Genomic DNA, 24,043 nt, shown 5'->3' with positions numbered 1-24,043 from the left:
GTACGGACTGGGCACTATCCGGCAAGCCTATGATTGCGACATGGGCCGGGCAGATTCGGGGGGCCGAGGCCATCGAAGCAACCTTCCTCAGCATCTGACGACCTTCATCGGTCGGCGGGACGAACTGGCGCACGTCAAGGGCCAGCTCGCGGCTCACCGGCTGCTGACACTGACCGGCGTCGGGGGTGTCGGGAAGACCCGTCTCGCCCTCCAGACCGCGGAAGACCTGAGCCGACGCTTCCCTGACGGGGTCCGGCTGGTCGCCCTGGACCGGCTCCAGAACCCGGACCTGCTCCTCCACACGGTCACGGCCGCCCTCGGGCTACGAGACGAGGCCGGCGGGTGGGACCTGCCCGCGCTCGTGGCCCGGCTGGAGGACGAACACCTGCTCCTCGTCCTGGACAACTGCGAGCACCTGCTCGAGGCCTGCGCGTCCTTCGTCACCGCCGTACTACGGCGGACTCAGAACGTGCGGATACTCGCCACCAGCCGAGAGGCGCTCGGGGTCGCCGGAGAACGGATCGTCCCGCTGCCGCCGTTGTCGCTCCCGGACCGGGACGGTCCACCGGTCTCGCCGAGGTCCCTCGCCAAGTACGACAGCGTTCGGCTTCTCGTCGACCGGGCGGCGCTGGTGAGCGCGGGATTCACCGTCGACGAGAGCAACGGCGCGCTGCTGAGCGAGATCTGCCGGCAGTTGGAGGGGATCCCCCTCTCCATCGAGCTCGCGGCGGTCCGGCTCCGTGCCATGTCGCCGCAGGAGCTGCTGTACAGGCTGGACCGCTTCCGGCTGCACGCGGCCGGATGGCCTGGCGTCCCTCCCCGCCAGCGGACCCTGTACTCGCTCGTCGACTGGAGCTTCCAGCTGTGCACTCCGCCGGAGCAGCGCGTCTGGGCGCGGTGTTCCATTTTCCGGGACGGGTTCGAGCTGGAGGCCGCGGAGGCGGTCTGCTCGGACGGCGACCTGGATCCGGACATGGTGCTCGAGGCGCTGAGCGGCCTGATCGACAAATCGGTGCTGTCCCGGCAGGAGAGCCGAGGCCGAAGCCGCTATCGGATGCTGGAGACCCTGCGCGAATTCGGCCTCGGCCGCCTCGCCGAGTCCGGTGACACCGATGAGGTGCGGAGACGGCACTGGGATTGGTATCGGCGTCTGGCCCGGCAGGTGGCAGAAGGATCGTTCGGGCCCGACCAGCTGATCCTGCTCTCCCGGCTTCGCCAGGACAACGCCAACCTCCGCATCGCGCTGGAGTACGGCCTGACCGACCCCGATCGGGTGGAGACCGCGCAGCGGATGGCCGCGGGCCTGAGCTACTACTGGCAGGTGACGGGCCTCCACGGCGAGGGGCGTCGGTGGCTGGACCAGACGCTCGCGCTCGACATCCGCCCGACCCGCACGCGCGTGAGTGCTCTGTGGGCCGACGCCTGGCTCGCGCTCCTGCAGGGAGAGCTGAGCACCGCGCGCCTGCTGTTGAAGGAAGGCGGTGCGCTGGCCGAGAGGCTGCACGACGAGAGCGGCAGCGCCTGGGTGACCCAGCTCACCGCCTACGCCGACATGAACGAGGGCCGGCTCGCCGAGTGCGGACCCCTGTACCGGCAGGCGCTCTCGGTCCACCGCGCCCTGCACGACGAGCCCGCCGTGGTGCTCACCCTGACCCGGATGGCGATCCTGGCCGTGCTCACCATGGACATCGAGGCGGGGATCGACCACTGCCGGGAGGCACTCCAATGGTGCGAACGCACCGGTGTGCGCACCCTCAGCTCGAACCTGCTCTGGGTGCTCGGCATCCTGCGCTGGCGATGCGGCGACACCACCGGAGCCGTCGCGGCGGAACGGGAGAGCATCCGGCTCGCCCTGCCGTTCGATGACCCCATGGCCCTGGCCCGCGCCTTGGAGGTACTCGCCTGGGTCGCCGCCACCGACGGACGGGCCGAGAGGGCCGCCGCCCTCCTCGGCGCGCTGGACGGACTGTGGCGTTCGTTCGGCGGCGAGCCGTTTCTCTACCTGCGGGGCTTCCACGACGAGTGTGAGACACGAGTACGCTCCGCCCTCGGCCCCGCCGCCTACCGCTCCGCCTTCGCACGAGGGGCGGCGATGTCGTACACCGACCTGCTCGGCGACGCGCTGGAAGAGGCGCCTCACGCGCCGGAACCACAAGTTCGCCGCCTGTCACCCCTCACTCACCGCGAAACCCAGATCGCCGAACTCATCTCCCAGGGCATGAGCAACAAGGAGATCGCCACCAACCTGATGATCGCTCAGCGCACCGTCGAAGGCCATGTCGAGCACATCCTCACCAAGCTCGACTTCACCTCCCGGGTCCAGATCGCGGCCTGGACCGTGGCAGAGGGGAGGTGAGCCGCCATGGCCGGTTCGGACTCGATGTCCTCGGCGGGGAACCTTCCCGTGGAGCAGACCAGCTTCGTGGGGCGCAGGCGCGAGATCGGCGACATCAAACGGCTACTCCGGCACAACCGGCTGGTGACCGTGACCGGCGGGCCGGGGGTCGGCAAGACACGGCTCGCTCAACGGGCGGCGGGGCAGCTGAGACGCAGATTCACCGACGGCGTGCGGCTGGTGGAACTCGCCGCACTCGCGGACGGGCGATTCCTGGCCCGCGCGATCGGGGACGCGGTCGGGATGCCCGGCGAGTCGAGGACCGCCGCGCCGGAGGCCCTCGCATGGTTCCTGGCGGATAAGAATCTGCTGCTGATACTCGACAACTGCGAGCATCTGGTGGACCTCTGCGCGTGCCTGGCCACCGACCTCCTGCGGGCCGCGCCCCAGGTACGGATCCTGGCGACCAGCCGGCAGGCGCTGCGCGTGACCGGGGAGTGGCTGGTGGAGCTGGCGCCGCTGCCGGTGCCGCAGGAAGAGCAGCCGCCGGCGCACGATGACGCGGTGCGGTTGTTCGCCGAACGCGCGGCGATCGCGCTCCCGGGCTTCGCCATCACCGACGACAACCGTACGAAGGTGGCCGGGATCTGCCGGCGCCTGGACGGCATCCCCCTGGCGATCGAGCTCGCCGCGGTACGGGTGCGGGCGATGCCCGTCGAGGCGATCCTGACCCGCCTGGAAGAGCACTCTCTGGAGGTCCTGGGCGCGGGCGCGCAGGTGGCCATGCCACGGCTACAGACCCTGCGGGCGGCGATCGACTGGAGTTTCCACCTGTGCTCGGCGCCCGAACAGCGATTGTGGGCGCGGGCGTCGGTCTTCAGCGGCGGCTTCGACCTCGACGACGCCGAGCAGGTCTGTTCCGGCGCCGGAATCGAGAGCATGGACGTGTTCGCGCTCGTGGACGGGCTGCTGGACAAGTCCGTGCTGACCCGTACGACGTCCGAGGGCGTCTCCCGCTACCGGATGCTGGAGGCGATCCGCGAGTACGGCGCCCAGCACCTCGCTCGGTCCGGCGAGGCCACGGCGGTGAGGACGCGCCACCGCGACCACTTCGCCGAGGTCGCCCGGCAAGCGGAGCATCAGTTCCTGAGCCCGGGAGAGGTCGAGGGGTTCGACCTGCTGCAGCGCGACTACGCCAACGTACGAGCCGCGCTGGAATTCTGCCTCAGCGAGCCCGGCCAGGCGGACTCCGGACTACGGATCGCCGGCTCCCTGCGGCACTACTGGACCATGTCGGTCCGCCATCGCGAGGGACGGTACTGGCTCGATCGGGCGCTGACCCTCAATCCGGAGCCGAGTCCGGCCCGCGCCAAGGCCCTCTGGATCGACGGATGGACGGCCCTTCTCCTGGCCGAATGGGACGCGGGGCTGTCGCGGATCGACCAGTGCCTCACGCTCGCCGAACACCTGGACGACGAGCCGGCCCGAGCCCACACCGTCATGCTCCGCGGCATTCACGCGTTCTTCTGCGACGACCTGCACTGCGCCGTGACCTTCTTCGAGGACGCACTCGCCCGGCTGCGGGCCCTCGACGACCGCGCGGACGTATGGATGACCCTCCGCTACCTGACCTACGCCACCGCGCTCCTCGGCGACGCCGACCGTTCCCTTGCCTTCGGCGAGCAATCCCTGGAGGTCGCGGAAACGGCCGCCGCGCCGTTGACCCGCGCACGCTCGCTGGGGCTGTACGGGATCGCCCAGTGGCTCATCGGCGACCGCGAACGGGCGATCGAACTGGTCCGGGAGAGGCTGCGGGTCTCCCCCTACATCGACGGGTGGGGCATCGCCCACTGCTTGGAAGTCCTCGCCTGGGACGCCGGCGAGCGTGATCCGGAACGCGCCGCCCGACTGCTCGGCTGCGCCCACGCCATCTGGCGTTTCACCGCCGCGCCCCTGACCCAGCGGCATCTGGCCGCCGGCCACCGGCTCTGTGAGCAGCGCGCCCGCGCCGCACTGGGAGACGAGACCTTCGGCAAGGCCTTCGAGGAGGGCACCAGGCTCCCCATCGACCAAGCCGTCACCTACGCACTCGCCGACCCCAGGTGAGCGGATCAACACCCGGGCCGAAGTGACACCGCGCGTACTGTGGCCGTCCGCGTGCCGCTGCCGGCCCGACCCGCCGACAGGCGATCATCGAACGCATGTTCTAAGGTGGGGGCATGCGTTGGGATGCGTTGTCGCTGGACGGCGAGGAGCCGGGTCTGTTCGGAAGCCCCGTGACGATCGACACGCCCGAGTTCCGCGGGATCACCTTCCACGAGATCAGAGCCAAGTCGATCATCAACAAGGTCCCCGGCGCCTCCCGCGTGCCATTCCAGTGGACCATCAACCCCTATAGGGGCTGCAGCCATGCATGTGTGTACTGCCTGTCCGGCGACACCCCGATCCTCATGGCGGACGGACGCACGAAGCCACTCCGCGACATTCGCGTCGGCGACGAGGTGTACGGCACCGAAGTGGTCGGAAGTTACCGCCGCTATGTCGTCACCAAGGTCCTCGCACACTGGAGCACGGTCAAGCCCGCATACCGGATCCGTCTCGAGGACGGGACGGAGTTGGTCGCGAGCGGCGATCACAGATTTCTGAGCGATCGCGGCTGGAAGTACGTCACAGGCACCGAGCGCGGTGCCGGCCGGCGTCCACACCTGACGCGCAACAACAAACTGATGGGCGTCGGGTCGTTCGCCGAGCCGCCTAAGAAGGACGCGGATTACCGGGCCGGTTACCTTTGCGGGATGATCCGAGGCGACGGTCAACTCGGCTCGTATTCCTATCTCAGTGGCGATGTTCACCGATTTCGGCTGGCCCTGGTAGACCGGGAGGCCTTGGACCGCTCACGCATCTATCTTGACGGCCTCGGCGTTCCGACGGTCGAGTTCACGTTCCAGAGCGCCAAGTTGGGACGTCGGCAGATTTCCGCCATCTGCAACCAGAGCAAGGCGGGCAACTCGGCCATCAGGCGAATCATCGCATGGCCTGCCGAGGCGACAACGGCGTGGCACAAAGGTTTTCTTGCCGGAATTTTCGATGCAGAAGGAAGCTGCTCCTACGGCGTTCTCCGAATATCGAATACCGACCAGGAAATCATCAGGCACCTCAGGGAAAGCCTCGATCGCCTGGAGTTCGAATACAGGATTGAGCAGCCTAAGAATGCTGTGGGCCTGCCGATCACTGTGATCCGGCTTCTGGGCGGCATCGCCGAGCGTCTCCGCTTCTTCCATACCGTGGATCCGGCGATCACCCGGAAGCAGAACATCGAAGGTCTCGCGATCAAGACCAACGCCCGGCTGGGTGTGAGGTCCATCGAAGCGACCGGCCTGGACCTGCCGATGTACGACATCACCACCGGCACCGGAGACTTCATCGCCAACGGCGTCGTATCACACAACTGCTTCGCCCGCCGCACCCATGAATACCTGGACTTCGACTCGGGGCGGGATTTCGACTCGCAGATCGTCGTGAAGGTGAACGCCCCGGAGCTGGTGCGCCGGGAGCTCGCCACGCCGAAGTGGGCCGGCGAGCACATCGCGATGGGCACCAACGTCGACTGCTACCAGCGCGCGGAGGGCCGCTACCAGCTGATGCCCGGCATCATCGAGGCGCTACGGGACGCCGCGAACCCGTTCTCGATCCTGACCAAGGGCTCGCTGATCCTGCGCGACCTGCCGCTGCTGGAAGAGGCCGCCGACCGCACCGAGGTCGGCGCGGCGGTCTCCGTCGGCTTCGTCGACAAGGATCTGTGGCGGCTGCTCGAGCCGGGCACACCCAGCCCGCTCAAACGCCTCGAGGTCTGCACGACACTCAACGAGCACGGCATCGGATGCGGCGTGCTCATGGGACCCATCGTCCCCTACCTCACCGACAGCCCACGCCAACTCGAAGCCGCCGTACGCCGAATCGCCGAGACCGGCGCCACCTCCATCTCAGCGATCGTCCTGCACCTACGCCCCGGCGCCCGCGAATGGTTCACCGCCTGGCTCCACGAACACCACCCCGAGCTCATCGCCCCCTACGCCCGCCTGTACGGCCGCGGCGCCTATGCGCCAAAGGACTACCAGCACCGCATCACCCAGCGCGTCAAAGACCTCGCCAACAAATACCGCATCGGCGGACACCACAACGTCCGCCACATGCCCACCCCGACGCCCTCCCCCACCCGGCCTCCCGACCCCGAACAACTCACCCTGCTCTGAACCACCGGAGAACTCACTCACGAGGCGCAGAACGCAGCACTGAATATCCGCCCACGACTCTGCACCACAGATTCATCCATTATGAACCCGTTAGACGCGACCTCACCCCGCCTATAGAAACGGTGAGCGTTGCGTTAGCCAGCGGACGGTGTACCCGCCTTTCTCGCGGAGTCGGGAGCGGCGTTCGGCTTGGTGATGCAGCCGATCAGGCGATCATCAACGATGACGTCGCCAAGCTCCAGCGGAGGCGCTTAGAAGGCCGCTCCCCGCCGGCACCTGCGCTGGAGGCCGCCCGCTCCCACATGCGTATCGCCGAGGAACTCGCCGACGCCGAATATCCCCGCGAGGTCGGCCCTGGCGTCTACGACATCCACTCCCCCCGCGCCCCGAACGCCGAAGAGGCCGCCGACCTGATCCGGGAAGCCCTACAGGCGATCCCGGCCGAACGGCTATGGGTCAACCCCGACTGCGGCCTGAAGACCCGCGGCTGGCCCGAAGTCCGCGCCTCCCTGGAGAACCTCGCCGCCGCAGCCCGCGCCGTACGGAACACCCTGCCCAGCGACTCCTCCTGAAACGACCGGGGCGGGCATCCGTGATGTCCGCCCCGGTCGATCGCCCCACCGGTAACCCGGTCACCGGGCCTCGGCCGGGCGTCACGGGTCCACGATGCGTGGTTTCCATCCACCATCGAAGCCCCCGTGGCCAGGGCCGTTGAGATCTCCGTCTCAACAGCACCCGTACGGCACCGTCACCATCGACGGCGAGACGTTCAATCCTGCGCTGAGCCGGTGTCGACGACGTCGGCGACGATGCAGGTGATGTTGTCAGGGCCGCCGCCGGCGTTGGCGGCTGCGATGAGGTTGCCGACCACCTCTTCCGGATCGGTGATGCCGGTGAGCGCCTTGTGGATCGCCTCGGCGGTGACCACGCTCCACAGGCCGTCGGAGCACAATAGGTACCGGTCACCGACCAGCGCGCTACGCGACTGCAGATCCGGGGTGATGCCGGCGCGTCCATCCAACGCCTGCAGCAGCATCGACCGGTACGGATGCGTGGTGGCCTGCTCCTGGTTGATCTTTCCATCGTCCAGCAGGGCCTGAACGAGGGTCTGATCATGGGTGATCTGAAAGAGGTCGCCGTCGCGCAGCAGATATGCCCGCGAGTCCCCGACCTGTACGAGGGCCAGCCGCGACCCGGACCAGAGCATCGCGGTCAGCGTCGTCCCCATGCCCTGCAGCGACGGATCGGCCTCCGCCAGACCGTGCACCTTCTGGTTGGCTCGGTTGACCGCCTGCTCCAACGTGGTGAGGAGCTGATCCGGGGGAATCTCGACGTCCAACGCGGACAGTTCCTCGATCACGGTCGCACTGGCGATCTCGCCGGCGGTGTGGCCTCCCATGCCGTCGGCCACGGCGAGCACGCGCAGGCCCGCGTACGCCGAGTCCTCGTTTCCCTCACGCAGCATCCCGACATCTGACCGCGTGGCGTAGCGGATCCCGATCGTCATGCGCGCAACCCTACAGATCTCGCTCACGGGGATGCCGACATCGCACGGTCGGCGTGTGCGTGGGTCAGATCCAGTCCCTCTTGCGGAACCAGGCGAACAGGCCGATCGACAAGACGATCATGATGATGGTCGATTCCCAGAATCCGATGGGCTTGGAGAACCCGGGATAGGGGACGTTCTGACCGTAGAACCCGGTGACGGCGGTCGGGACGGCGATGATCGCGGCCCAGCTCGTAACCTGCTTCATGATGACGTTGAGCCGGTTGCCCTGCATGGTCAGGTGGGTCTCGCGGATGGTGGAGACCAGGTCGCGCAGTGACTCGGTCCACTCTGTGGCCCGCAGGACATGGTCGTAGACGTCCTGGAAGTACGGGCTCATGGCATCGTCGACGATGTGGAGATCGCGGCGGAGCAGGGAGTTGACGACTTCGCGCATCGGCAGCACGGTTCGCCGGAACATCACCAGGCTCTTGCGAAGCTCGAACGTCCGGCGCTCCATGTCGCTGTCCTTGGCGCTGGCGGAGAACAGTTCGTCCTCCAGCGCCTCGATCTGTTCATCCAGCAGCTGGACCGCGTCGAAGTGCCCGTCGACGACATAGTCCAGCAGCCCGTACAACAGGAACGAGACACCGTGCTTGGCCAGGTCGGCGGAGTTGTCCCAGCGGTCGATGACCTGGTCGATGTCGAAGTCCTCGTCCTTGCGGACGGTCACCAGGGCGTTGCGGGTGACGAACGCGGCGACCTCGCTGGTGCCCAGCGCGCCGGTGTCGGCGTTGAGGCGCACGGCGTACGCGGTGACGAACAGGTGCGAGTCGTACCGGTCGAGTTTGGGTCGCTGGTGCTCGTGGATGGCGTCTTCAACGGCCAGCGGGTGCAATCCGAGTTCCTCGCTGATGGAGGCCAGATCCTCGGCGGTGGGCCGGCACAGGTCGAACCAGACCGTGACGGCGGAATCTTCGATGTAATCCGAGACGTCGGCGATCGGGAACCCTTCGGCTTCCAGCACGCCATTGCGGTACAGACGAGTACGAGGCATGGGCGTTAACACTAGGACCGATCACCGGGCGCCCGAGCAGGCATCCGGAACTATTTGCATATTCGCGCAACAAGGTGCAGACTTGGCCTCGGTTCGGCGTCTGCAGGGGAAGGGAGGCAGCCATGGGTGGCGATCCGCATAGTCCCGGCTGTCTCGCGAGTCACCGCTGACGTCGCCATTGCCGAGTTGATCGGTCTCACCGCGTCGTGAGCCCTCGCTGCCGGGCGTTGTCGCCTCGGTGGGGACGGTGTGCCCGCGAGCTGCCCTCACTGTGTTCCTGGTCTGATGATCGAGGGGGTTCGTGATGAGTGTGCCGCGCCTGGAGCCGGGGCGTGCGTCTTTGAGTGCGCGGGTCGCTCGCCGGATGGCGGAGTTCTCCTGGGTGGATGTGGTGGTCGCCGCCGCGGTGCTGGTGGGGTTGTACGTGGTGGTACGGGTCGGCGGCGGGACGACGGTGTCGTTCGTTCCGTCGAAGGTGAGCGGCATCGATACCGATCCAGCGCGCCTGCCGTACTACGCGGCCCGGAGCCTGTTGCGGATGTTCGCCGCGCTGGGACTGTCGCTGGCCTTCACGCTGGTCTGGGCGTACGCGGCGGCGCATTCGCGGCGGCTGGAGCGTGTGCTGATTCCCGCGCTGGACATTCTGCAGTCGGTGCCGATCCTGGGGTTCTTGACGATCTTGGTGACCGGTTTCATCGCGTTGTTCCCGCACTCGCTGTTCGGGCTGGAGTGCGCGTCGGTGTTCGCGATCTTCACCTCCCAGGCGTGGAACATGACGTTCGCGTTCTACCACTCGTTGATCACGGTGCCGCGTGAGCTGGATGAGCTGTCGCGCAGCATGGGCTTCTCGCGATGGATGCGGTTCTGGAAGATCGAGCTGCCCTCCGGTGCGATCAACCTGGTGTGGAACGGGATGATGAGCTTCGGCGGCGGCTGGTTCTTCCTGGTCGCCTCCGAACTGATCAGCGTGTCCAACCACCACTACGTGCTGCCCGGGGTCGGTTCCTACGCCGGCACCGCGATCGCCGCCGGTGACCTTGGCCGGGTGGGGTGGGCGATCATCACGATGGCGGTCATGGTCGTCGGGGTGAACTTCTTGTTCTGGCGGCCTCTGGTGGCCTGGGCCGAACGGTTCAAGGTCGAACAATCCGAGGCGGTCCACGTACAGCGGTCGCTGGTGCTGGACTTCCTGCGCCGCTCACACTGGCCACGCGCGCTCGGCCGCGTCACGGCCCCGCTGCGGGAGGCCGCCAACCGGGCCGGGCGTGTCTTCGGCGTCGATGACCGGCCGCTGCAGGCAGACCCCCTGCGCCGGCGCGCCGGAGACCTGGCCTTCGCGCTGGTGGTGTGCGGGCTGATCGGCTGGGGTCTGCTGGATCTGCTCGGCTACCTGCACGGCCAGACCGGGCTGGGTGTCTTCGCTCAGCCGCTGCTCCTCGGGTTGGCCACCCTGACCCGGGTCGTCGTGCTGGTGACGGTGGCCACGCTGGTATGGGTGCCGATCGGCGTGAAGATCGGATTCTCCCCTCGACTGACCCGGATCGCCCAGCCGGTGGTGCAGATCCTGGCCAGCTTCCCCGCCAACTTCCTGTTCCCGCTTGCCACCTGGTTCTTCCTCAAGACCGGCCTGAGCTTGAACATCGGCGGGATCCTGCTCATGGCGCTCGGCGCCCAGTGGTACATCCTGTTCAACTCCATCGCCGGCGCCATGGCGATCCCCACCGACCTGCGCGAGGCCATGGACGATCTGGGGGTACGCGGCTGGCAGCGCTGGCGCCGGTTGATCATCCCCGGCATCTTCCCCGCCTACGTGACCGGCGGCATCACCGCCTCCGGCGGGGCCTGGAACGCCTCGATCGTGGCGGAGATCGTCACCTTCGGCGGAACGACCCTGACCGCCACGGGGCTGGGCGCCTATATCGCCCACGCCACCGAACACGGCGACTACCCCAAGATCCTCGCCGGGATCGCCGTGATGTCCCTGTACGTCGTCGGGCTGAACCGCCTCGTGTGGCGGCGGCTGTACCGGCTGGCCGAGAACCGATACTCGTTGTGAGGGCGTGGAGGACGAAGACGATGACCACGACCATCGGCACCCGTACCGGGGCCGAATTGCTCTCGGTACGGGGATTGACCAAGAGCTACGCCGGCGCCGACGGGGAACTGCCCGTGCTGGCCGGTATCGACCTGACGATCCGCGAGGGCGAGATCGTCGCGCTCTTGGGCAAGAGTGGATCGGGCAAGTCCACGTTGCTTCGCTGCCTCGCGGGGTTGATCCCGCCGAGCTCGGGCACCGTGAGCTTTCGGGGCGCTCCGTTGAAGGGCGCGAACCCCGGCACCACGATGGTGTTCCAGACCTTCGCGCTGCTGCCCTGGCTCACCGTGCAGCAGAACGTCGAGGTCGGTCTGGAGGCCCAGGGCATCGGTGCCGCCCAGCGGCGGGGGTGGGCGCTGAAGGCGATCGATCTGATCGGCCTGGACGGGTTCGAGTCCGCCTATCCCAAGGAGTTGTCCGGCGGGATGCGCCAGCGCGTCGGGTTCGCCCGCGCCCTGGTCGTCGAACCCGACGTGTTGCTGATGGACGAGCCGTTCTCCGCCCTGGACGTGCTGACCGCCGAGAACCTGCGCGGTGAGCTGCTGGAGCTGTGGGAGTCCGGAGAGTTCCCCACCAAGGCGATCGTCCTCGTCACCCACAACATCGAAGAGGCCGTGCTGATGGCCGACCGCGTGATCGTGCTCGGCTCCCGCCCCTACGGCACCATCCGCGCGAGCTATGACGTCACCCTGGACCGCCCTCGCGACCGCGACGCACGGCAGTTCACCACCCTCATCAACGAGATCTACCGCACCATGACCGGCCGCGGCGAACAGGCCGCCCCGCTTCCGCCGCACGGCGTGGAGACCACGCGCCCCAGGCCCACGCTCGCCGACTCCCCGCTCCCCGCCGCCTCAGTGGACGGGCTGGCCGGGCTGGCCGAAATCCTGCAGCGCCACGATGGTCACCTCGACATCGCCGCCCTCGCCGACGAACTCGGCCTCGAAGTCGACGACCTGCTGTCCCTGGTCGACGCCTTGGAACTGCTCGGATTCGCCACGCTGGACGGCGGGCACCTCGCCCTCTCCGACGAAGGGCTGGCGTTCTCCGCCGCAGACGTCCAGGAATCGAAGAAGATCTTCGCCGCCGCCGCACTCGAGGTGCCCCTGGTACGGCTCATCACCACCAGCCTGGAAAAGAGCGTCGACGGCGGTCTGCGATACGGGTTCTTCCGTGACCTGCTCGCCCACCACTACACCAGCGAGCAGGTCACCACCCAGCTCGAGGTCGCCACCGACTGGGGCCGCTACGCCGAGCTGTACTCCTACGACGCCAACCACGAGGAATACATGCTCGACCCTTCCCGCGCCACGAGCCTCGGCCACGACGACGAACCCGGAATGTCCACCTGAACGACCGCGAAACCCCTGCGGGCGGACTGCGCAGAGGAGGACACCGATGACTCAACGACTACGGTCAGGCCTGCACCGTGCTCCGGATGAGCCTCAGCCCGATGTCCAGCCCGATCTGCACCAGGATCCCGGCTCCGCAGGCTCCCACGATCGCGACCGCGACCGGCTCCAGGAACGGGAGCAGGGACCGCAGCGCATCGGACAGACCCGTGGGCAGGGCAAGCTGGGGAATGCTGATCGTGATCGTCATGATGGACCTCCCGTCCGCGCCGACGAGATGGCGCAATGTGCACCCGTCGGCACCGGGCGAGCCGGTTCCAGCGCGGCGGTCAGCCCGCGAGCCGCAGGCCGCGCATGTCGGGTGCAGCGGAATTCGGTCGATGATCGTTACTTGCGTCAGGACTCATTCCGCTCACCTCCTCGCGGTCATGGCCCAGTGGGCCCACGGCTTCATCTCCACTAGACCCCGCGATCGGCGCCTTGTCAAGCGATTGCGCAAATAAGCAACTAGCTACCCACCGCTCATGGCAGGCGCGCGAACCATGCCAGCGAAAGAACACCGCCGGTCAGCGCGAGCACGAGCGCGATGCCGAAGTAGCCCGAGGTCGACTCCTGACGTTCGGTACGGAAGCCGAGCGAACTGCCGATGTGCTTGTAGACCTGCGACAGCTCCGATCCGGCCTCGGCCTCGTACGCCTTGCCGCCGGTGTCGACGGCGAGATTGCGCAGGGTGGTCTTGCTCGGCGGCACCGGAACGGTCTCCCCGTCGATGGTGACGGTGCCGCCCGGTGTTCCGAAAGCGATCGTCGACACCGGAATCTTCGCCGCCTTCGCCGCGGCGGCCGCCTCGATCGTGGAACGCCCGCTGGTGTTGTCACCATCGGACATCAGCACGATGTGGCCGGGCGGCGGGTCCTGACCGGCGCGCGCGTCGAAGGATCGGATGGACTGCAGGGCGGTGAACACCGCCTCGCCGATCGCGGTGCTCTTGCACAACTGAAGCCCGTCGATCCCGTGCGCGATGGCATCGCGATCGATGGTCGGAGCGACGACCGCGGAGGCATCGCCGCAGAAACCGATCAAGCCCACGTTGAACCGGACCGGCAGGTTCCATACGAACTTCTTCGCCTGCGCCTTGGCGGCCTCGACCCGGCTCGGCGCCACGTCGGTCGCCTTCATCGACAAGGACACATCGATCGCCACGATGATCGTGGCCCGTTCACGCGGAACCCTCACCGGCCGCGCCGGCCGCGCGAACCCGATCAGCAGCACCACGATCGTCGCCAGGAACAGCCCCGCCGTCACATGCCGTCGCCACCCCGGGCGGTGCGGCGCGACCTGCGCCAGCAGCGCCAGGTTGGTGAACCGCACCGCATATTTCTTCCGACGCCGCTGCATCAGCAGATAGGCGGCGACCATGACGGGAACCAGCAGCAGCCACCACAGCCGCTCCGGAGAGAGGAACGTCACGGGATCCACCCGACCCGGCATCCGGGCACGAGACGTTGCCGCAAGGTCATCATCGCCGGTGCCGCCCCGGGCCGTCGGCCGGCGGCATCACCTCTCGCAACGACTCCGTCACGCGATACGCCCCCGTACCCCGGTCCCCGGGCTTGTGCTCACGCCGGCGCCGGACCCGGCGCGACGATCGGTACCGGCACGACGGCTCCCGTCCGAGCGGGCACCGCGCCCCCCTGCGGTCCTTGCCCTCCCCCTGGCGGATCGACCTGACCGGTGATGTACCCGGTCAGCAGCCCCGCCCCCTCCAGCAGGTTGCGAACCTGGGGGTTCGCCGCCCGGTAAAAGATGCGTGTCCCATCCCGGCGCGAGCTCACCAGACCGGCTGCGCGCAACTTCGCCAGATGCTGTGACACCGCGGCCACATGCGCCCCCACCAGCTCCGATAGCTGGCCGACCGCTTGCTCCTCATCGGCCACCGCCCACAAGATCTGAAACCGCGTCGGGTCGGCGACCGCCTTCAGAACCGAGACGATCGCGTCGACACTGACCACCGGTGACTCAGACGAAGCTTGCGCATTCATGCAACAACCCTAATTCACGAACGGCCGCTACCACGCCGCCGAAGCCCTCGCCGCGAATAGACACCGACCATCAGCAACGCGGTGACGGCCGCGGTGAGCAACACCAGCGAAACGACGCCTCGCGCCGGGGCCGGCAACAGCCAGACGATCAGCATCTCGCTGAGCAGCACCATCGCCACGACCGGCATTGGACGCATCACCCAGCGGCCTTCATGCCACCTCACGGCGCCCTCCGACGGAAATCGACCTACTTGCATCATTGCGCAACTAGCTTAGTTCACATCGCCGCCGAGCGCCATCACCCGGGACGACGTGGCGATGGAGCAGATCCTGCGCGCCTGCGGCCACGACCACGACATCCCCGACGAGAACCGCCTGGAAGTGACCGCCACGGACACCGATGAGGACGGACGGACCGTCAACATCAACCGCACCGCCTGCCGGCAATGCGGAATGATCCAGGTCAGCCGCTGGCGGCCCCCGGAGCCGGGCACCCGCGGCTTCCTCGTCATGTCCACCTTCGAGCGGCCAGAACCGGGCGACGTCCCCGGCCTCGCCGAACGCGCCCTCCAGGTGACCGACACCGAACTCGCCGACTTCATCGCCGCGCGCGGGTTCCCCGGCGGCGTCCCCGCTGACTTCGCCCCCGACCGGCGCACCACCGCGTCCGTCGAGCACCTCGACCTCACGCTCCGGATCCGGGCCCGCCAGTTCGCCCTGCTCGACCGCCACGGCTCGGTGGGCGACATCCTCCCCGTCCCCGCCTACGCCGAGTCCGCCGACCTCGTCGACGCCGTCCCGGGCTCGGCGCTGTTCTGGCCGCCCATCCACGACGGCGAGTTGACCCTGTCCGTGACGATCTCCCCGACGCCCCCGGAACCCGACCGGTCCTACGACCGGATCGTGGAGCTGAGCTGCCGGTTCGGCACGGGCCACGCCGTCCTGCACGAACTCGCCGGACGGAAGCTGCCCTGCCGCCGCTCCCCGCGGGCCACGGCGACTACCGCCTACGGTTCCACACGAAGCCGTCCGGGTGCCTCCTCCAGATCTGGAACCAGCCCCGCACGAAACCGAACATCTTGCGCTGACCCGCCCCGCCGTCGCGCCGCGGCCGTCCGGCCGGATCAGCCCGAGTCCACACGCCGCCGCACCAGGGGGTACACGTCGTAGACCAGGTGATCTGGCCGGGACCGCCGGGCGGTAGCGCGGTGTGGAGGCATTTGTTGTAGCCGGACTTCCCAGGCAGGTACGGCACCGCGCCACCGGCGCGTTGATTGACCCCGGTCATGGTGCGGTGGAGAACGCCTCGATTCCCTTGCGCCACGTGGTGTCGAGATCGGCATGGAGTGCGAATCGCTGGTTCAGCTCGAGGATGACCATCCCGTGCGCGAAAGCCCAGATGGCCCGCGCGCGTTCGAGATCGCCGCCGGTCGCATCGAGGAGCGGCATCGCGGCGGCCTCCTCGACACCGGGAACGAGGAGGTCGCGGCGCAAAGGCCGCTCGGTCATCAACCGGTACAGATTCGGCTGGCGGTGGGCGAAGTCACGGTACGCGCGAACGAGGGAGGCGATGGGGTCGTCGGCCCGATGGACGGCATCGGTGAACAGTTCGGCCTGTTCCTCGAAGCCGACGGAGATCAGTGCCGCCTCCAACGCTTGCTTGTCGCGCAGGTGTTCGTAGATCGAGGATGCGCGGATCCCGAGTTGGGCGCCGAGGCGACGCATCGAAAGCGCGTCGGGGCCTTCCCGCTCGAGTAGCTCCCGCGCGGTCTGCACGATCTCTCGGGCCCGTGGACTGAGCCGACTCAGTGCTTGGGGCACCATCGGCCGTCCGCGCATCTCGATCGCCCTTCCCAGACTCCCCTAACGGCGTTAGGCTACCAGCCTAACACCGTTAGGCCGCCTTCTTCCGGGCGACCCGAGCCGAAAGGCTGACTCGATGTCAGTTCGCGCCCCATCCGGAACTGCCGATGCCGTCGCCCGCGACGGACGGGTTCGCGGCCGGATCGCGCAGGCCCTCCTCTTCCTTGCCGCGCTCGGTGCCATCGTCGCCGCTGTCGGCGCCGTAGGCGCCGTCGCGGACGCCGGACCTGCCACGCGCATGGTCGAGACTTGGCGCATGCTCGGCTTCGGCGTCTTCGCCGGCGTGTTCCTGCTGCTGGCCTACCGCCCCCGGCTCTACGCCGGGATCTGGGAGCTTTCCATACTCAACAAGCTCGGCCTGAGCCTGGCCGCGCTGTCATTCGGGAGCGATACCGACGGAGCCGGCACCGCGTTGGTCGCCGACAGCGCGGTCACGCTCATGCTGGTCGCCGCGTATGTGCTCAGCAAGGGCTGGACAGCATGGTCAACCGCACGGGCCACAGCATGACCCCAGGTCGATCCGGTTGCCGCTCCGGGCCCGCTGAGCGCTTCGCACCACGGTTCGTGACGCGACCCATCGCGAACGTGAAATGCGCCAGAGAGGGAGGGCCGAAGCCCACGGAGCCGATCACTTCCCGAGCACCCTGGTACGCCGGAGCGAACCGCTTCATGTACCCGACGACGACCTCGGTATGCGCCTCGGTGGCGAGGGCGGCGAGTTCGCGGAGCTCGCACGCGGACTGCCCGCCCGGTTTCTCGCAGAAGACTGTACGCCGGCGCGTGATAGTTCCGAACTTCGCGCAATCGCGTCAACCGTCGCGGCGCGATATCCGCGGGCAGCGAATTCGGCATGTGCCGCATCCAGGATCCGACGGCGAGCGAGCTCGCCATCGCTCATCGACGAGTGCGTGCGAGCCATGGCACCAAGGGTAGCGGCGACGCCCCCTGAGACCCCACGACCCATGGATTTCCGCATCCGTCGCCACTCTTGCACCTGGGATCGGCGGTGGCGATCGCCTGAGTGTGGTCGCCGAGTTCGTCGACGAGGTCGGTGATCTGCTGCCTGCCGAAGACCCGCCCACCGGCGGGCTCGACGTGGGGCGTCTAGGCGACCGCCCAGGCGAGGAGCGTTGCGGTGAACGCGTCGGCGTCGACCTCCATACCCGAGGCGATGCGTTGCTGGAGGCCGCTGATCGCGCAGATGATGACCTCCGCGCGCTGGAGGGCTTGCGGGCTGGGCTCGCTCGCGGTCTGGTCGATGGAACGGGCCAGCAACCGGTACACCCGGGCCTGCCGCTCGGCGATCATCGACTGGAGTGAGGGCGAGCCGGCCGCGCGGGCCCAGACCTGGTTGCTCAGCCGGCCGCGGCGCCGGTCGGTCGCCGCGGAGATCAGTGCCTTCATCGCCTCGGGCAGGGGAAGCGGGTCGCCGTCGTCGGCGTCGAACCGAACGCCCGCGGCGCTCTCGCTCACCGCCATCACCACGGCCTCTTTGCTGTCGAAGTAGCGGTAGACGGTGCCGGTCGCCACACCGGACGCCTGGACGATCTCGGCCATCGAGGTCTCCGCGAACCCTCTCTCGGCGAACAGCGCCTCGGCGGCCACGATGATCGCCTTGCGGCGGTCATGGATGCGCTGCTCGGTCAGTTTGGCCATGGCAACGTGCCGTCCTCTCTCGCCGGGCCCGTCCGGGCTTCGTCACGATGCCTCCGGGCGTGGAACATCCACATGTTCTCACCACCGTGCCGCGGGTCCCGGTGGCCGGGTACGTGGCGGTTGACCAGGGCGCCGTGCGCCGCGAAGGTCGACTCCGTCACCTCCCACTGCGCCTGCGGCAGCCACCGGGCCGGTGAAGTGCGTACGCACGGTGACGTAGTCGCCCATCATCTGGGTCAGCGATGAGGTCGCCGTGATGCCGTCGGCCAGGTACGCGCGCTGGCCGGCCGGAACGGCGGGCGCGAGGGAGACGAGCAGCCGCGCCAGCGGGTCGTCGAAGAGCGGGTCGGAACGCGCGCCCTCGTACGCGCGCATCGCGGCGGTTGCCACACCGCAGTCGCGATCGACCCCGGGATTGTCAGTGCGGTCATGACCAGTATTGTGAATGAACGTTCATTCCGCGCCAAGGGGGAGTCATCATGACGGCACGGGCTACGGCCCTGGTCACTGGATCGACGAGCGGAATCGGGCGGGCGACCGCCCTCGCACTCGCCCGGGAGGGCATGTGCGTGATCGTCCACGGCCGTGACGCGACCCGCGGAGAGCAAGTCCGCAAGGAGGTCGAGGCCGCCGGCGGCGAGGCGACGCTACTGCTCGCCGATCTCGCGGACGTCGCACAGATCCGGGAACTGGCCGACCGGGCCGCGTCGGTCAACGGCGGAGTCGACGTCCTTGTCAACAACGCGTTCGACGCCGGCTCGTACACGGCGAGCGCCGACACGACGGTCGCGGACTTCGACCTGCGCGTCGCGGTCAACCTCCGCGCGCCCTACTTCCTCACCGCGGCGCTGGCGCCGGCGATGGCCTCGCGCGGCGAGGGCGCGGTGATCAACGTGACGATGGCCGCAGCGAGCAAGGGCGTCCCCGGGATCGCGCTGACCTCGGCGACCAAGGCCGCGCTCGAGTCGCTCACCCGCACGTGGGCCGCCGAGTACGGGCCCCAGGGCGTGCGCGTCAACACGGTCAGCCCCGGCGTCGTCCTGACCCCGGCCAACGCCGGCATGCGGGACCAGATGCACGCGTTCGCGGCGACCACTCCGGCGCAACGGCCCGCCGAGCCGGAGGAGATCGCCGCGGTGATCGCCTTCCTCGCCTCCCCCGCGGCATCCTTCGTGCACGGCGCGAACCTCGCCGCCGACGGCGGAATGCGCGCGGTCTGACGCCGCCGACCGAACGGCGCACGCCGCTTGAGGTGCCTGGCCGGCCTCGCTTGACGCCTCTGGCTCGGTGACTGGACCGCCGGGGCAGGCTGCGCCTTATCGGTGGGTTTGGGCAGCCGTGCGCCTGCCGGCTGTGAGAGGCCACGAAGTCGATGACGGCGTTGGCGAACAACTCCGGCTGTTCGCCGCCGCCGACCTTTATCAGAACCTCGCTCGCATTCACGGAGGGAATGCATGGAGATCTGGTCACTTCGTTATGCGATCACGCTTGTGGAGGAGTTGCACTTCGGTCGCGCCGCCCAGCGGCACTACATCGGCGCCCAGCCGTTCGGCCGGCACATCCAGAATCTGGAGCGCGAACTGGGCGTCCGGTTGTTCGAGCGCACCAGCCGGCGGGTCACCCTGACCCCGGCGGGCGCGCGGGTCCTGGCCGAGGCCCGGGCCATCGTGGACGCGGTGGACGCGCTCACCGACGCGCGCCGCTGGGCCGAACCCGACGTGGCCGAAACCCTGGCCGGCTCGCGCAGCTGAACGGACGAGCCAAGAGGCGCGCCCTGGACCACAACCTTTCCGCCTGATGATCTCCTGCTGCGGTCGTGCCGCGCTCAGCTCAGCTGGTGCGCAATGTATTGATGACCGCGATGGCCTCGTCCAGCAAGTCGATGGGGCAGCCCCAGTAATCGTAGATGCCTCCGCGAGTTCGGTTACTGCCGCAGATGACGAATACCCCGGTGCCCAGCTCGGTCTTCAGGTGGGTGGCCAGCCATCCGACGAAGCCGCTGTTGTCCAGTTCGGGCGGGAAGTGGAAGGAGAAGATCCCGAATTGTTCGGCATCTCGGTGCTCTTGTGTGAGCGGGACAAGTCGGCTCCAGCTCTCGCTGTCTCGGACCACCGCCAGTATGTCAGCGGTGAGTGCCGGTGGCCTGTCCGCGGGAGATTCTTCGAAGCACCAGACGCCATCGTGCACGGCGATCTCGGCCATGGCGATCACACGACGTAGACGTTCTTCCGTCTGTTGCGGAGTCTCCACGCTGACACTGACCATGACGAGGTCTCCTGATTCGTGCGGCAGGGAACTGCGCTGGGGGTTATCGGGCGGTCGTCCCACGCCGGGCGTGGCGCCTCGGCATGTTCGACGACCAGGACAACGCCGTCGCGGCCTCGTTGATTTCTTTCTTGGCCGTGCCTGTTCGGAGTCGGGGGGACTCCTCCACCGCCGGTCACACGATCGTTGGCGCCGTCTCCTCGAACGCTTCGGTCAGGTCCGCAAGGGCCTCGGAGATGATCGCCGGGTCCAGGGGGTCGCCGGGCCGGTCGTCGAGCCGGACGTGCGGGATCTTCTGCTCGGGGTCGTCGATGCCGGCCCCGGCCACGATGCCCGGATCGAGACCGACCACCAGGTGACGGCCGGCGGCCATCTCCCGAGAGATCCAGCGCGTGACGTCGCGATCCTGCGGCTCTCCGCGTTCCCAGCCGCGCCGGATCAGCCGCAGCACGCCGCGGATCGGCATCACGCGTCCCTCGAAGCGTTCCAGCCGGCCGCTCGACCGCTCGTCCTCGGTCAGGGTGTGCACGGTCCGATCGAGTTGCCGGAACGGCTGCAGGATCTCGTAGTCGGCGAACAGCTCGGACCAGGCCGGCAGGTCGCGGCCGAGGTCGACAGGGTGCGCGATGTGGATCGTGGCCCGTCCGGGCAGGTCCAGCGCGCCGTCGGTGATGCCGGCGAGGGTGCGGTCCTCGGCGATCCGGAACGCCGTCGTCCGGTCGCCGTCCTCGGCGATCCATACCAGCCTGCGCGTGATGTGCCAGGTCAGTGGGTGTGCGACGAACAGGTCCCGGAACTCGGTGAGCGTCCAGCGGCGCCGGGTCACCATGGCGGTCTCGAGCCGGCGGACCTGGTCGCCGGCGACCGCGCGGACGTCCTTCCTGAGCCCGGCGAACCTTCGGTACGCCGCCTCAGCCCGCTCGGGGTCGTCCTTGGCTCCGGGTTTTGGCAGTGTCTTGCGCCGTTTGCCGTGCTCGTCGGTGACGTACGGGCGGAGCTGTTCGTCGAAACCGGCGACGAACCGCCGGGGCCCGTAGTCGAGGATGAGGGTCCCGTCGGGGTCGAGCCCGAAGTCCGGCACCAGCCGGTCGGCGAGCCGCTCGGGCGTCAACCCCAGCCGTACGGCGACCTCATCGATCCGTTCCCGGGCCCGCGCCTTGAGCGCCGGGAACCGCACCTTCTGCGCGATTCCGTTCAGGTGCATCAGCGCGACGTCGGTGCCGATCTCGCCGAGCACGTCCAGGCCCTTGACCGCCTTGGCATTCCCGCCCTCGCCCGGCCAGGCCCGGATCACCGGTGCGAACCGCCGTACCGTCTCGTCGTCGCCGAGCCAGCCGAGCTGGGTCAGCGCCCAGCCGTCCCGGGCCGGCGCGCCGGCCGCCTGCCAGCCACGGAACAGCGCCCAGGAGAACTCCGCCAGGGAGGCCGGGTCGCAGGCCTCGCGGACCGGCCCGATCCCCGGGTACATCGCGCCGGGCCTCGATATCGCGAGCATGGTCAGGAGGTGGGCGGTCGCCTCACGCGGCAGCGCCCGCGTACGGTCGCGCAGCCGGACCTGCGGGAGCAACTCGGACCCGGCCCACCGCCCGATCGTCGGCATCCGGTCCGGGAGGAGCTCCATCGGATCGACCGCCAGGAACCGCTCGATCGCGCGCGCGGCCTCGTCCCCGGACACACGCGCGGCCGCCACGATCGCATCCGCGCCGTACTCGGACGCGAGGTGGCGAAGGGCGCCCTCGGCGTCCCTCCGCCGCTCTCCGGGCTCGCCGAGCGCGGCCGGCACCAGGTACGGCACGGCGTCCGTGCCGTGCCGCCCGAACCAGGTGACGGCGGCCTCGCGCACCGACGTCAGCCGGGCCAGCCGGCCGGCCGCCAGCAGCGCGGCCTCGGTGTCCAGGAACGGCAGGAGAACGGCCGCGGCGCCGGACGGGTTCGACCGGGCGGCGTACAGCGCGAGAGGGAGGGCGTCGAGCTCGAACCGCGCCACGATGGCCGACATCCACGTCGCCGCCCCCGCGAGCTGCCCGGGTCGCCAGCTCCCGACCAGCGGTCGCAGCAGCTCCTCGGGGCCCCATACGAAGAGCGCGGGGTTGCAGTCGGTCGTCCTTCCGGCCCGGTACTCCTCGATGGCCTTGATCGCGATTTCGCGACGCTGGTACCCGTAGGTGCCCAACGTGGCCTCCGCCCACCGCTCCCGCTCGCCATCGGCCCAGATCACCGCCTGCCGGGCGGGCGGGGTCAGCCCGGCCAGGACGGTGGGCTCCGGCGGCGTGCGCCTCCGGGTCCACGGTGGCGTGACCAGCACCTGCGGGAGGGCGTCGGCCGGGGCGTCCGGCACCCGCTTGCCCGCCGCCGTGAGCGACTCGATGACGGCTCGGACGTCGGGCGGTAGATCCGGCAGCGCGGCCGCCGTACGCGCCGGAGCGGCCAGCAGGTGCCCGGCCAGCAGTTCGCGGGCGAGCCCGGCCGCGCGCGATGACCCGCGGGTCGCGGGGGCGAGCAGCCGCATCGCGCGGATCGGGAAGCGTTTCATCGCGCCGAGCAGCGCGGGCTGGACGTACTTGCGGCCGACGCGGTCCACCAGGGCCTGGAACGCCTCGTCGGACGGCAGCAGGGCGAGCGCGCCGAGCATCGTGCGGGTTTCGGGCACGGAGAGGTCCTGGTCCAGGGCAGCGGTCAGCAGCGGCGCCATCGCCGGACCGAGCCCGTCGACCATGGTGGCGACGACGCCCGTGGGAAAGTCCCACCACCGTGGCGGCACCCGGTCGCCGAGCACGGCGAGCTGGTCTGCCGAGCTCAGGGCGAGCAGCAGCATCCATCGAATCGGATCGTCCGGAGGAGCTGCGCAGCACTCGTCCACCCAGTCCCGCCGGTCCGGCACCAGGTAGGAGACGACGGCCCGCTGCGCGGGGTCGCGCCGGCAGCCCGCGAGCCGCTCCACGGCCTCGGCGTAAACCTCGTCGCCGGCGGCGGCCAGCCGGGTGCGGAGCCGGCGCGACGCGTACTCGTCCCTCCACCAGGCGCGCGTGTGCCGGCCGTAACGTGAGGCGGCGACCACCCGCAGCTCCCCGGTGCCGGGGGCACTGTCGACGGCGGCGGAACCGAACTCGGCGAACGCACAGGCGGCGAACGGCAGGCCATGGTCGGCTACCCAGGCGTCGGCGAACGGCCACGCGACCCCTCCAACGGACCGGTGCACCTTGATCGACGCGACCACCGCCGCGCCCAGCGGGTTCGGAGCGCCGTGAAGGTGGGCGAGCCCCCGATCGGCCAGCTCGGGATCGGACCCCGGGTCGCGGAGCACCTGCTCGATCTCGGCACGGGCATCCGGCGAGAGGAGCGTACGCGGCGCGCGCTCGTCCACCGCGGCGACCGGCGCATCACCCCGCCGCGGATGCCGGCGTTCTCTCCACGCGGCAGGAAGGGACAGGGCGTCTTCGTCGGGCCGTCGGGAGGTGGCGGTGGATCGGACGTTCATGCCGGGACACCGTAGGGCAGCAGCCCGACAAGCCGCTGCACACCCCTGGAAATCGTCGTTACAGACCCCCGTGGGAGGCCCTCCGCTGCCTCGATGATGCTCGCCTGTCCTTACGGTTCGCCCGTCGAGGCCCGAAGCGCCGTAGTAACCCTTTTGTGGCT

General features: G+C 68.9%; 22 protein-coding genes. 10 read left to right on the top strand and 12 right to left on the bottom strand.

The features are described 5' to 3' along the window. Positions 1 to 40 precede the first annotated feature (40 nt). The 4 genes from ACQP2O_RS26405 (at position 41) to ACQP2O_RS26390 (ending at position 7,160) form a co-directional block, all read left to right on the top strand. Positions 41 to 2,356 carry a LuxR C-terminal-related transcriptional regulator gene (locus tag ACQP2O_RS26405; RefSeq protein ID WP_433190487.1) on the top strand — a complete coding sequence of 772 codons (2,316 nt, stop codon included), beginning with the start codon at positions 41 to 43 and terminating at the stop codon, positions 2,354 to 2,356. A gap of 6 nt (positions 2,357 to 2,362) precedes the next feature. Continuing rightward, positions 2,363 to 4,441 carry an ATP-binding protein gene (locus tag ACQP2O_RS26400; RefSeq protein WP_433190485.1) on the top strand — a complete coding sequence of 693 codons (2,079 nt, stop codon included), beginning with the start codon at positions 2,363 to 2,365 and terminating at the stop codon, positions 4,439 to 4,441. A gap of 113 nt (positions 4,442 to 4,554) precedes the next feature. Further along, positions 4,555 to 6,588 (top strand): intein-containing Rv2578c family radical SAM protein, encoded by a 2,034-nt coding sequence (locus ACQP2O_RS26395; RefSeq protein ID WP_433190483.1) that lies wholly within the window; start codon positions 4,555 to 4,557, stop codon positions 6,586 to 6,588. Positions 6,589 to 6,710: 122 nt separating this feature from the next. Further along, positions 6,711 to 7,160 carry a hypothetical protein gene (locus ACQP2O_RS26390; protein ID WP_433190481.1) on the top strand — a complete coding sequence of 150 codons (450 nt, stop codon included), beginning with the start codon at positions 6,711 to 6,713 and terminating at the stop codon, positions 7,158 to 7,160. Between the two features lie 197 nt (positions 7,161 to 7,357). On the opposite strand, the gene ACQP2O_RS26385 is transcribed toward ACQP2O_RS26390, so the two are convergent. Together ACQP2O_RS26385 and corA are read right to left on the bottom strand one after the other, a co-directional pair. Then, positions 7,358 to 8,095, bottom strand: coding sequence for a PP2C family protein-serine/threonine phosphatase (locus ACQP2O_RS26385; protein WP_433190479.1), 738 nt, complete (start codon positions 8,093 to 8,095; stop codon positions 7,358 to 7,360). A 64-nt stretch (positions 8,096 to 8,159) separates the two neighbouring features. After that, complete coding sequence (gene corA, locus ACQP2O_RS26380; RefSeq protein ID WP_433190478.1) at positions 8,160 to 9,131, bottom strand: magnesium/cobalt transporter CorA; 972 nt, start codon at positions 9,129 to 9,131, stop codon at positions 8,160 to 8,162. 304 nt (positions 9,132 to 9,435) lie between these two features. Here corA and ACQP2O_RS26375 point away from each other — a divergent pair, with 304 nt between their 5' ends. Further along, the gene (locus ACQP2O_RS26375; protein WP_433190476.1) at positions 9,436 to 11,187 is read left to right on the top strand and encodes an ABC transporter permease; all 1,752 of its coding nucleotides are present in this window, start codon (positions 9,436 to 9,438) and stop codon (positions 11,185 to 11,187) included. 20 nt (positions 11,188 to 11,207) lie between these two features. Then, positions 11,208 to 12,578 (top strand): ABC transporter ATP-binding protein, encoded by a 1,371-nt coding sequence (locus ACQP2O_RS26370; RefSeq protein ID WP_433190474.1) that lies wholly within the window; start codon positions 11,208 to 11,210, stop codon positions 12,576 to 12,578. Positions 12,579 to 12,642: 64 nt separating this feature from the next. Here ACQP2O_RS26370 and ACQP2O_RS26365 read toward each other — a convergent pair whose 3' ends face one another. The 4 genes from ACQP2O_RS26365 to ACQP2O_RS26350 form a co-directional block, all read right to left on the bottom strand. Beyond that, on the bottom strand, positions 12,643 to 12,828 hold the full coding sequence (locus ACQP2O_RS26365; protein WP_433190472.1) for a hypothetical protein: 186 nt from the start codon (positions 12,826 to 12,828) through the stop codon (positions 12,643 to 12,645). Between the two features lie 272 nt (positions 12,829 to 13,100). Beyond that, positions 13,101 to 14,048 carry a VWA domain-containing protein gene (locus ACQP2O_RS26360; protein WP_433190470.1) on the bottom strand — a complete coding sequence of 316 codons (948 nt, stop codon included), beginning with the start codon at positions 14,046 to 14,048 and terminating at the stop codon, positions 13,101 to 13,103. A gap of 149 nt (positions 14,049 to 14,197) precedes the next feature. Continuing rightward, complete coding sequence (locus ACQP2O_RS26355; protein ID WP_433190468.1) at positions 14,198 to 14,620, bottom strand: ArsR/SmtB family transcription factor; 423 nt, start codon at positions 14,618 to 14,620, stop codon at positions 14,198 to 14,200. A 14-nt stretch (positions 14,621 to 14,634) separates the two neighbouring features. Then, positions 14,635 to 14,799 carry a hypothetical protein gene (locus ACQP2O_RS26350; protein ID WP_433190466.1) on the bottom strand — a complete coding sequence of 55 codons (165 nt, stop codon included), beginning with the start codon at positions 14,797 to 14,799 and terminating at the stop codon, positions 14,635 to 14,637. 133 nt (positions 14,800 to 14,932) lie between these two features. Between ACQP2O_RS26350 and ACQP2O_RS26345 the strand changes: the two genes are divergently transcribed. After that, positions 14,933 to 15,790, top strand: a complete 858-nt coding sequence (locus tag ACQP2O_RS26345) for a hypothetical protein (RefSeq protein WP_433190465.1) — start codon at positions 14,933 to 14,935, stop codon at positions 15,788 to 15,790. A gap of 114 nt (positions 15,791 to 15,904) precedes the next feature. On the opposite strand, the gene ACQP2O_RS26340 is transcribed toward ACQP2O_RS26345, so the two are convergent. Further along, positions 15,905 to 16,396 carry a TetR/AcrR family transcriptional regulator gene (locus ACQP2O_RS26340; protein WP_433190463.1) on the bottom strand — a complete coding sequence of 164 codons (492 nt, stop codon included), beginning with the start codon at positions 16,394 to 16,396 and terminating at the stop codon, positions 15,905 to 15,907. Between the two features lie 163 nt (positions 16,397 to 16,559). Between ACQP2O_RS26340 and ACQP2O_RS26335 the strand changes: the two genes are divergently transcribed. Further along, entirely contained in the window at positions 16,560 to 16,991 is a 432-nt protein-coding gene (locus ACQP2O_RS26335; protein WP_433190461.1) for a hypothetical protein, read from the top strand. Positions 16,992 to 17,150: 159 nt separating this feature from the next. On the opposite strand, the gene ACQP2O_RS26330 is transcribed toward ACQP2O_RS26335, so the two are convergent. From ACQP2O_RS26330 to ACQP2O_RS26320, 3 genes are all read right to left on the bottom strand, one after another. Beyond that, on the bottom strand, positions 17,151 to 17,381 hold the full coding sequence (locus ACQP2O_RS26330) for a TetR family transcriptional regulator (protein WP_433191170.1): 231 nt from the start codon (positions 17,379 to 17,381) through the stop codon (positions 17,151 to 17,153). 206 nt (positions 17,382 to 17,587) lie between these two features. Then, a complete protein-coding gene (locus ACQP2O_RS26325) occupies positions 17,588 to 18,139 on the bottom strand; it encodes a TetR/AcrR family transcriptional regulator (RefSeq protein ID WP_433190460.1) in 552 nt (183 codons plus the stop codon). A 78-nt stretch (positions 18,140 to 18,217) separates the two neighbouring features. Continuing rightward, a complete protein-coding gene (locus ACQP2O_RS26320; RefSeq protein ID WP_433190458.1) occupies positions 18,218 to 18,529 on the bottom strand; it encodes a class I SAM-dependent methyltransferase in 312 nt (103 codons plus the stop codon). Between the two features lie 89 nt (positions 18,530 to 18,618). Between ACQP2O_RS26320 and ACQP2O_RS26315 the strand changes: the two genes are divergently transcribed. Next, entirely contained in the window at positions 18,619 to 19,359 is a 741-nt protein-coding gene (locus tag ACQP2O_RS26315; protein ID WP_433190456.1) for an SDR family NAD(P)-dependent oxidoreductase, read from the top strand. Positions 19,360 to 19,593: 234 nt separating this feature from the next. Continuing rightward, positions 19,594 to 19,890, top strand: a complete 297-nt coding sequence (locus tag ACQP2O_RS26310) for a LysR family transcriptional regulator (protein WP_433190455.1) — start codon at positions 19,594 to 19,596, stop codon at positions 19,888 to 19,890. Between the two features lie 79 nt (positions 19,891 to 19,969). Here ACQP2O_RS26310 and ACQP2O_RS26305 read toward each other — a convergent pair whose 3' ends face one another. Both ACQP2O_RS26305 and ACQP2O_RS26300 read right to left on the bottom strand, forming a co-directional pair. Then, on the bottom strand, positions 19,970 to 20,404 hold the full coding sequence (locus tag ACQP2O_RS26305) for a DUF6196 family protein (RefSeq protein ID WP_433190453.1): 435 nt from the start codon (positions 20,402 to 20,404) through the stop codon (positions 19,970 to 19,972). A 175-nt stretch (positions 20,405 to 20,579) separates the two neighbouring features. Continuing rightward, the gene (locus ACQP2O_RS26300; protein WP_433190451.1) at positions 20,580 to 23,882 is read right to left on the bottom strand and encodes a DUF4132 domain-containing protein; all 3,303 of its coding nucleotides are present in this window, start codon (positions 23,880 to 23,882) and stop codon (positions 20,580 to 20,582) included. Positions 23,883 to 24,043 lie beyond the last annotated feature (161 nt).

The sequence above is a fragment of the Actinoallomurus sp. CA-150999 genome (genome assembly GCF_050942425.1).
Lineage (GTDB): Bacteria > Actinomycetota > Actinomycetes > Streptosporangiales > Streptosporangiaceae > Actinoallomurus.
The sequence above is the reverse complement of the archived record's forward strand: the minus strand, read 5'-3'. Positions and strand labels throughout refer to the sequence as shown.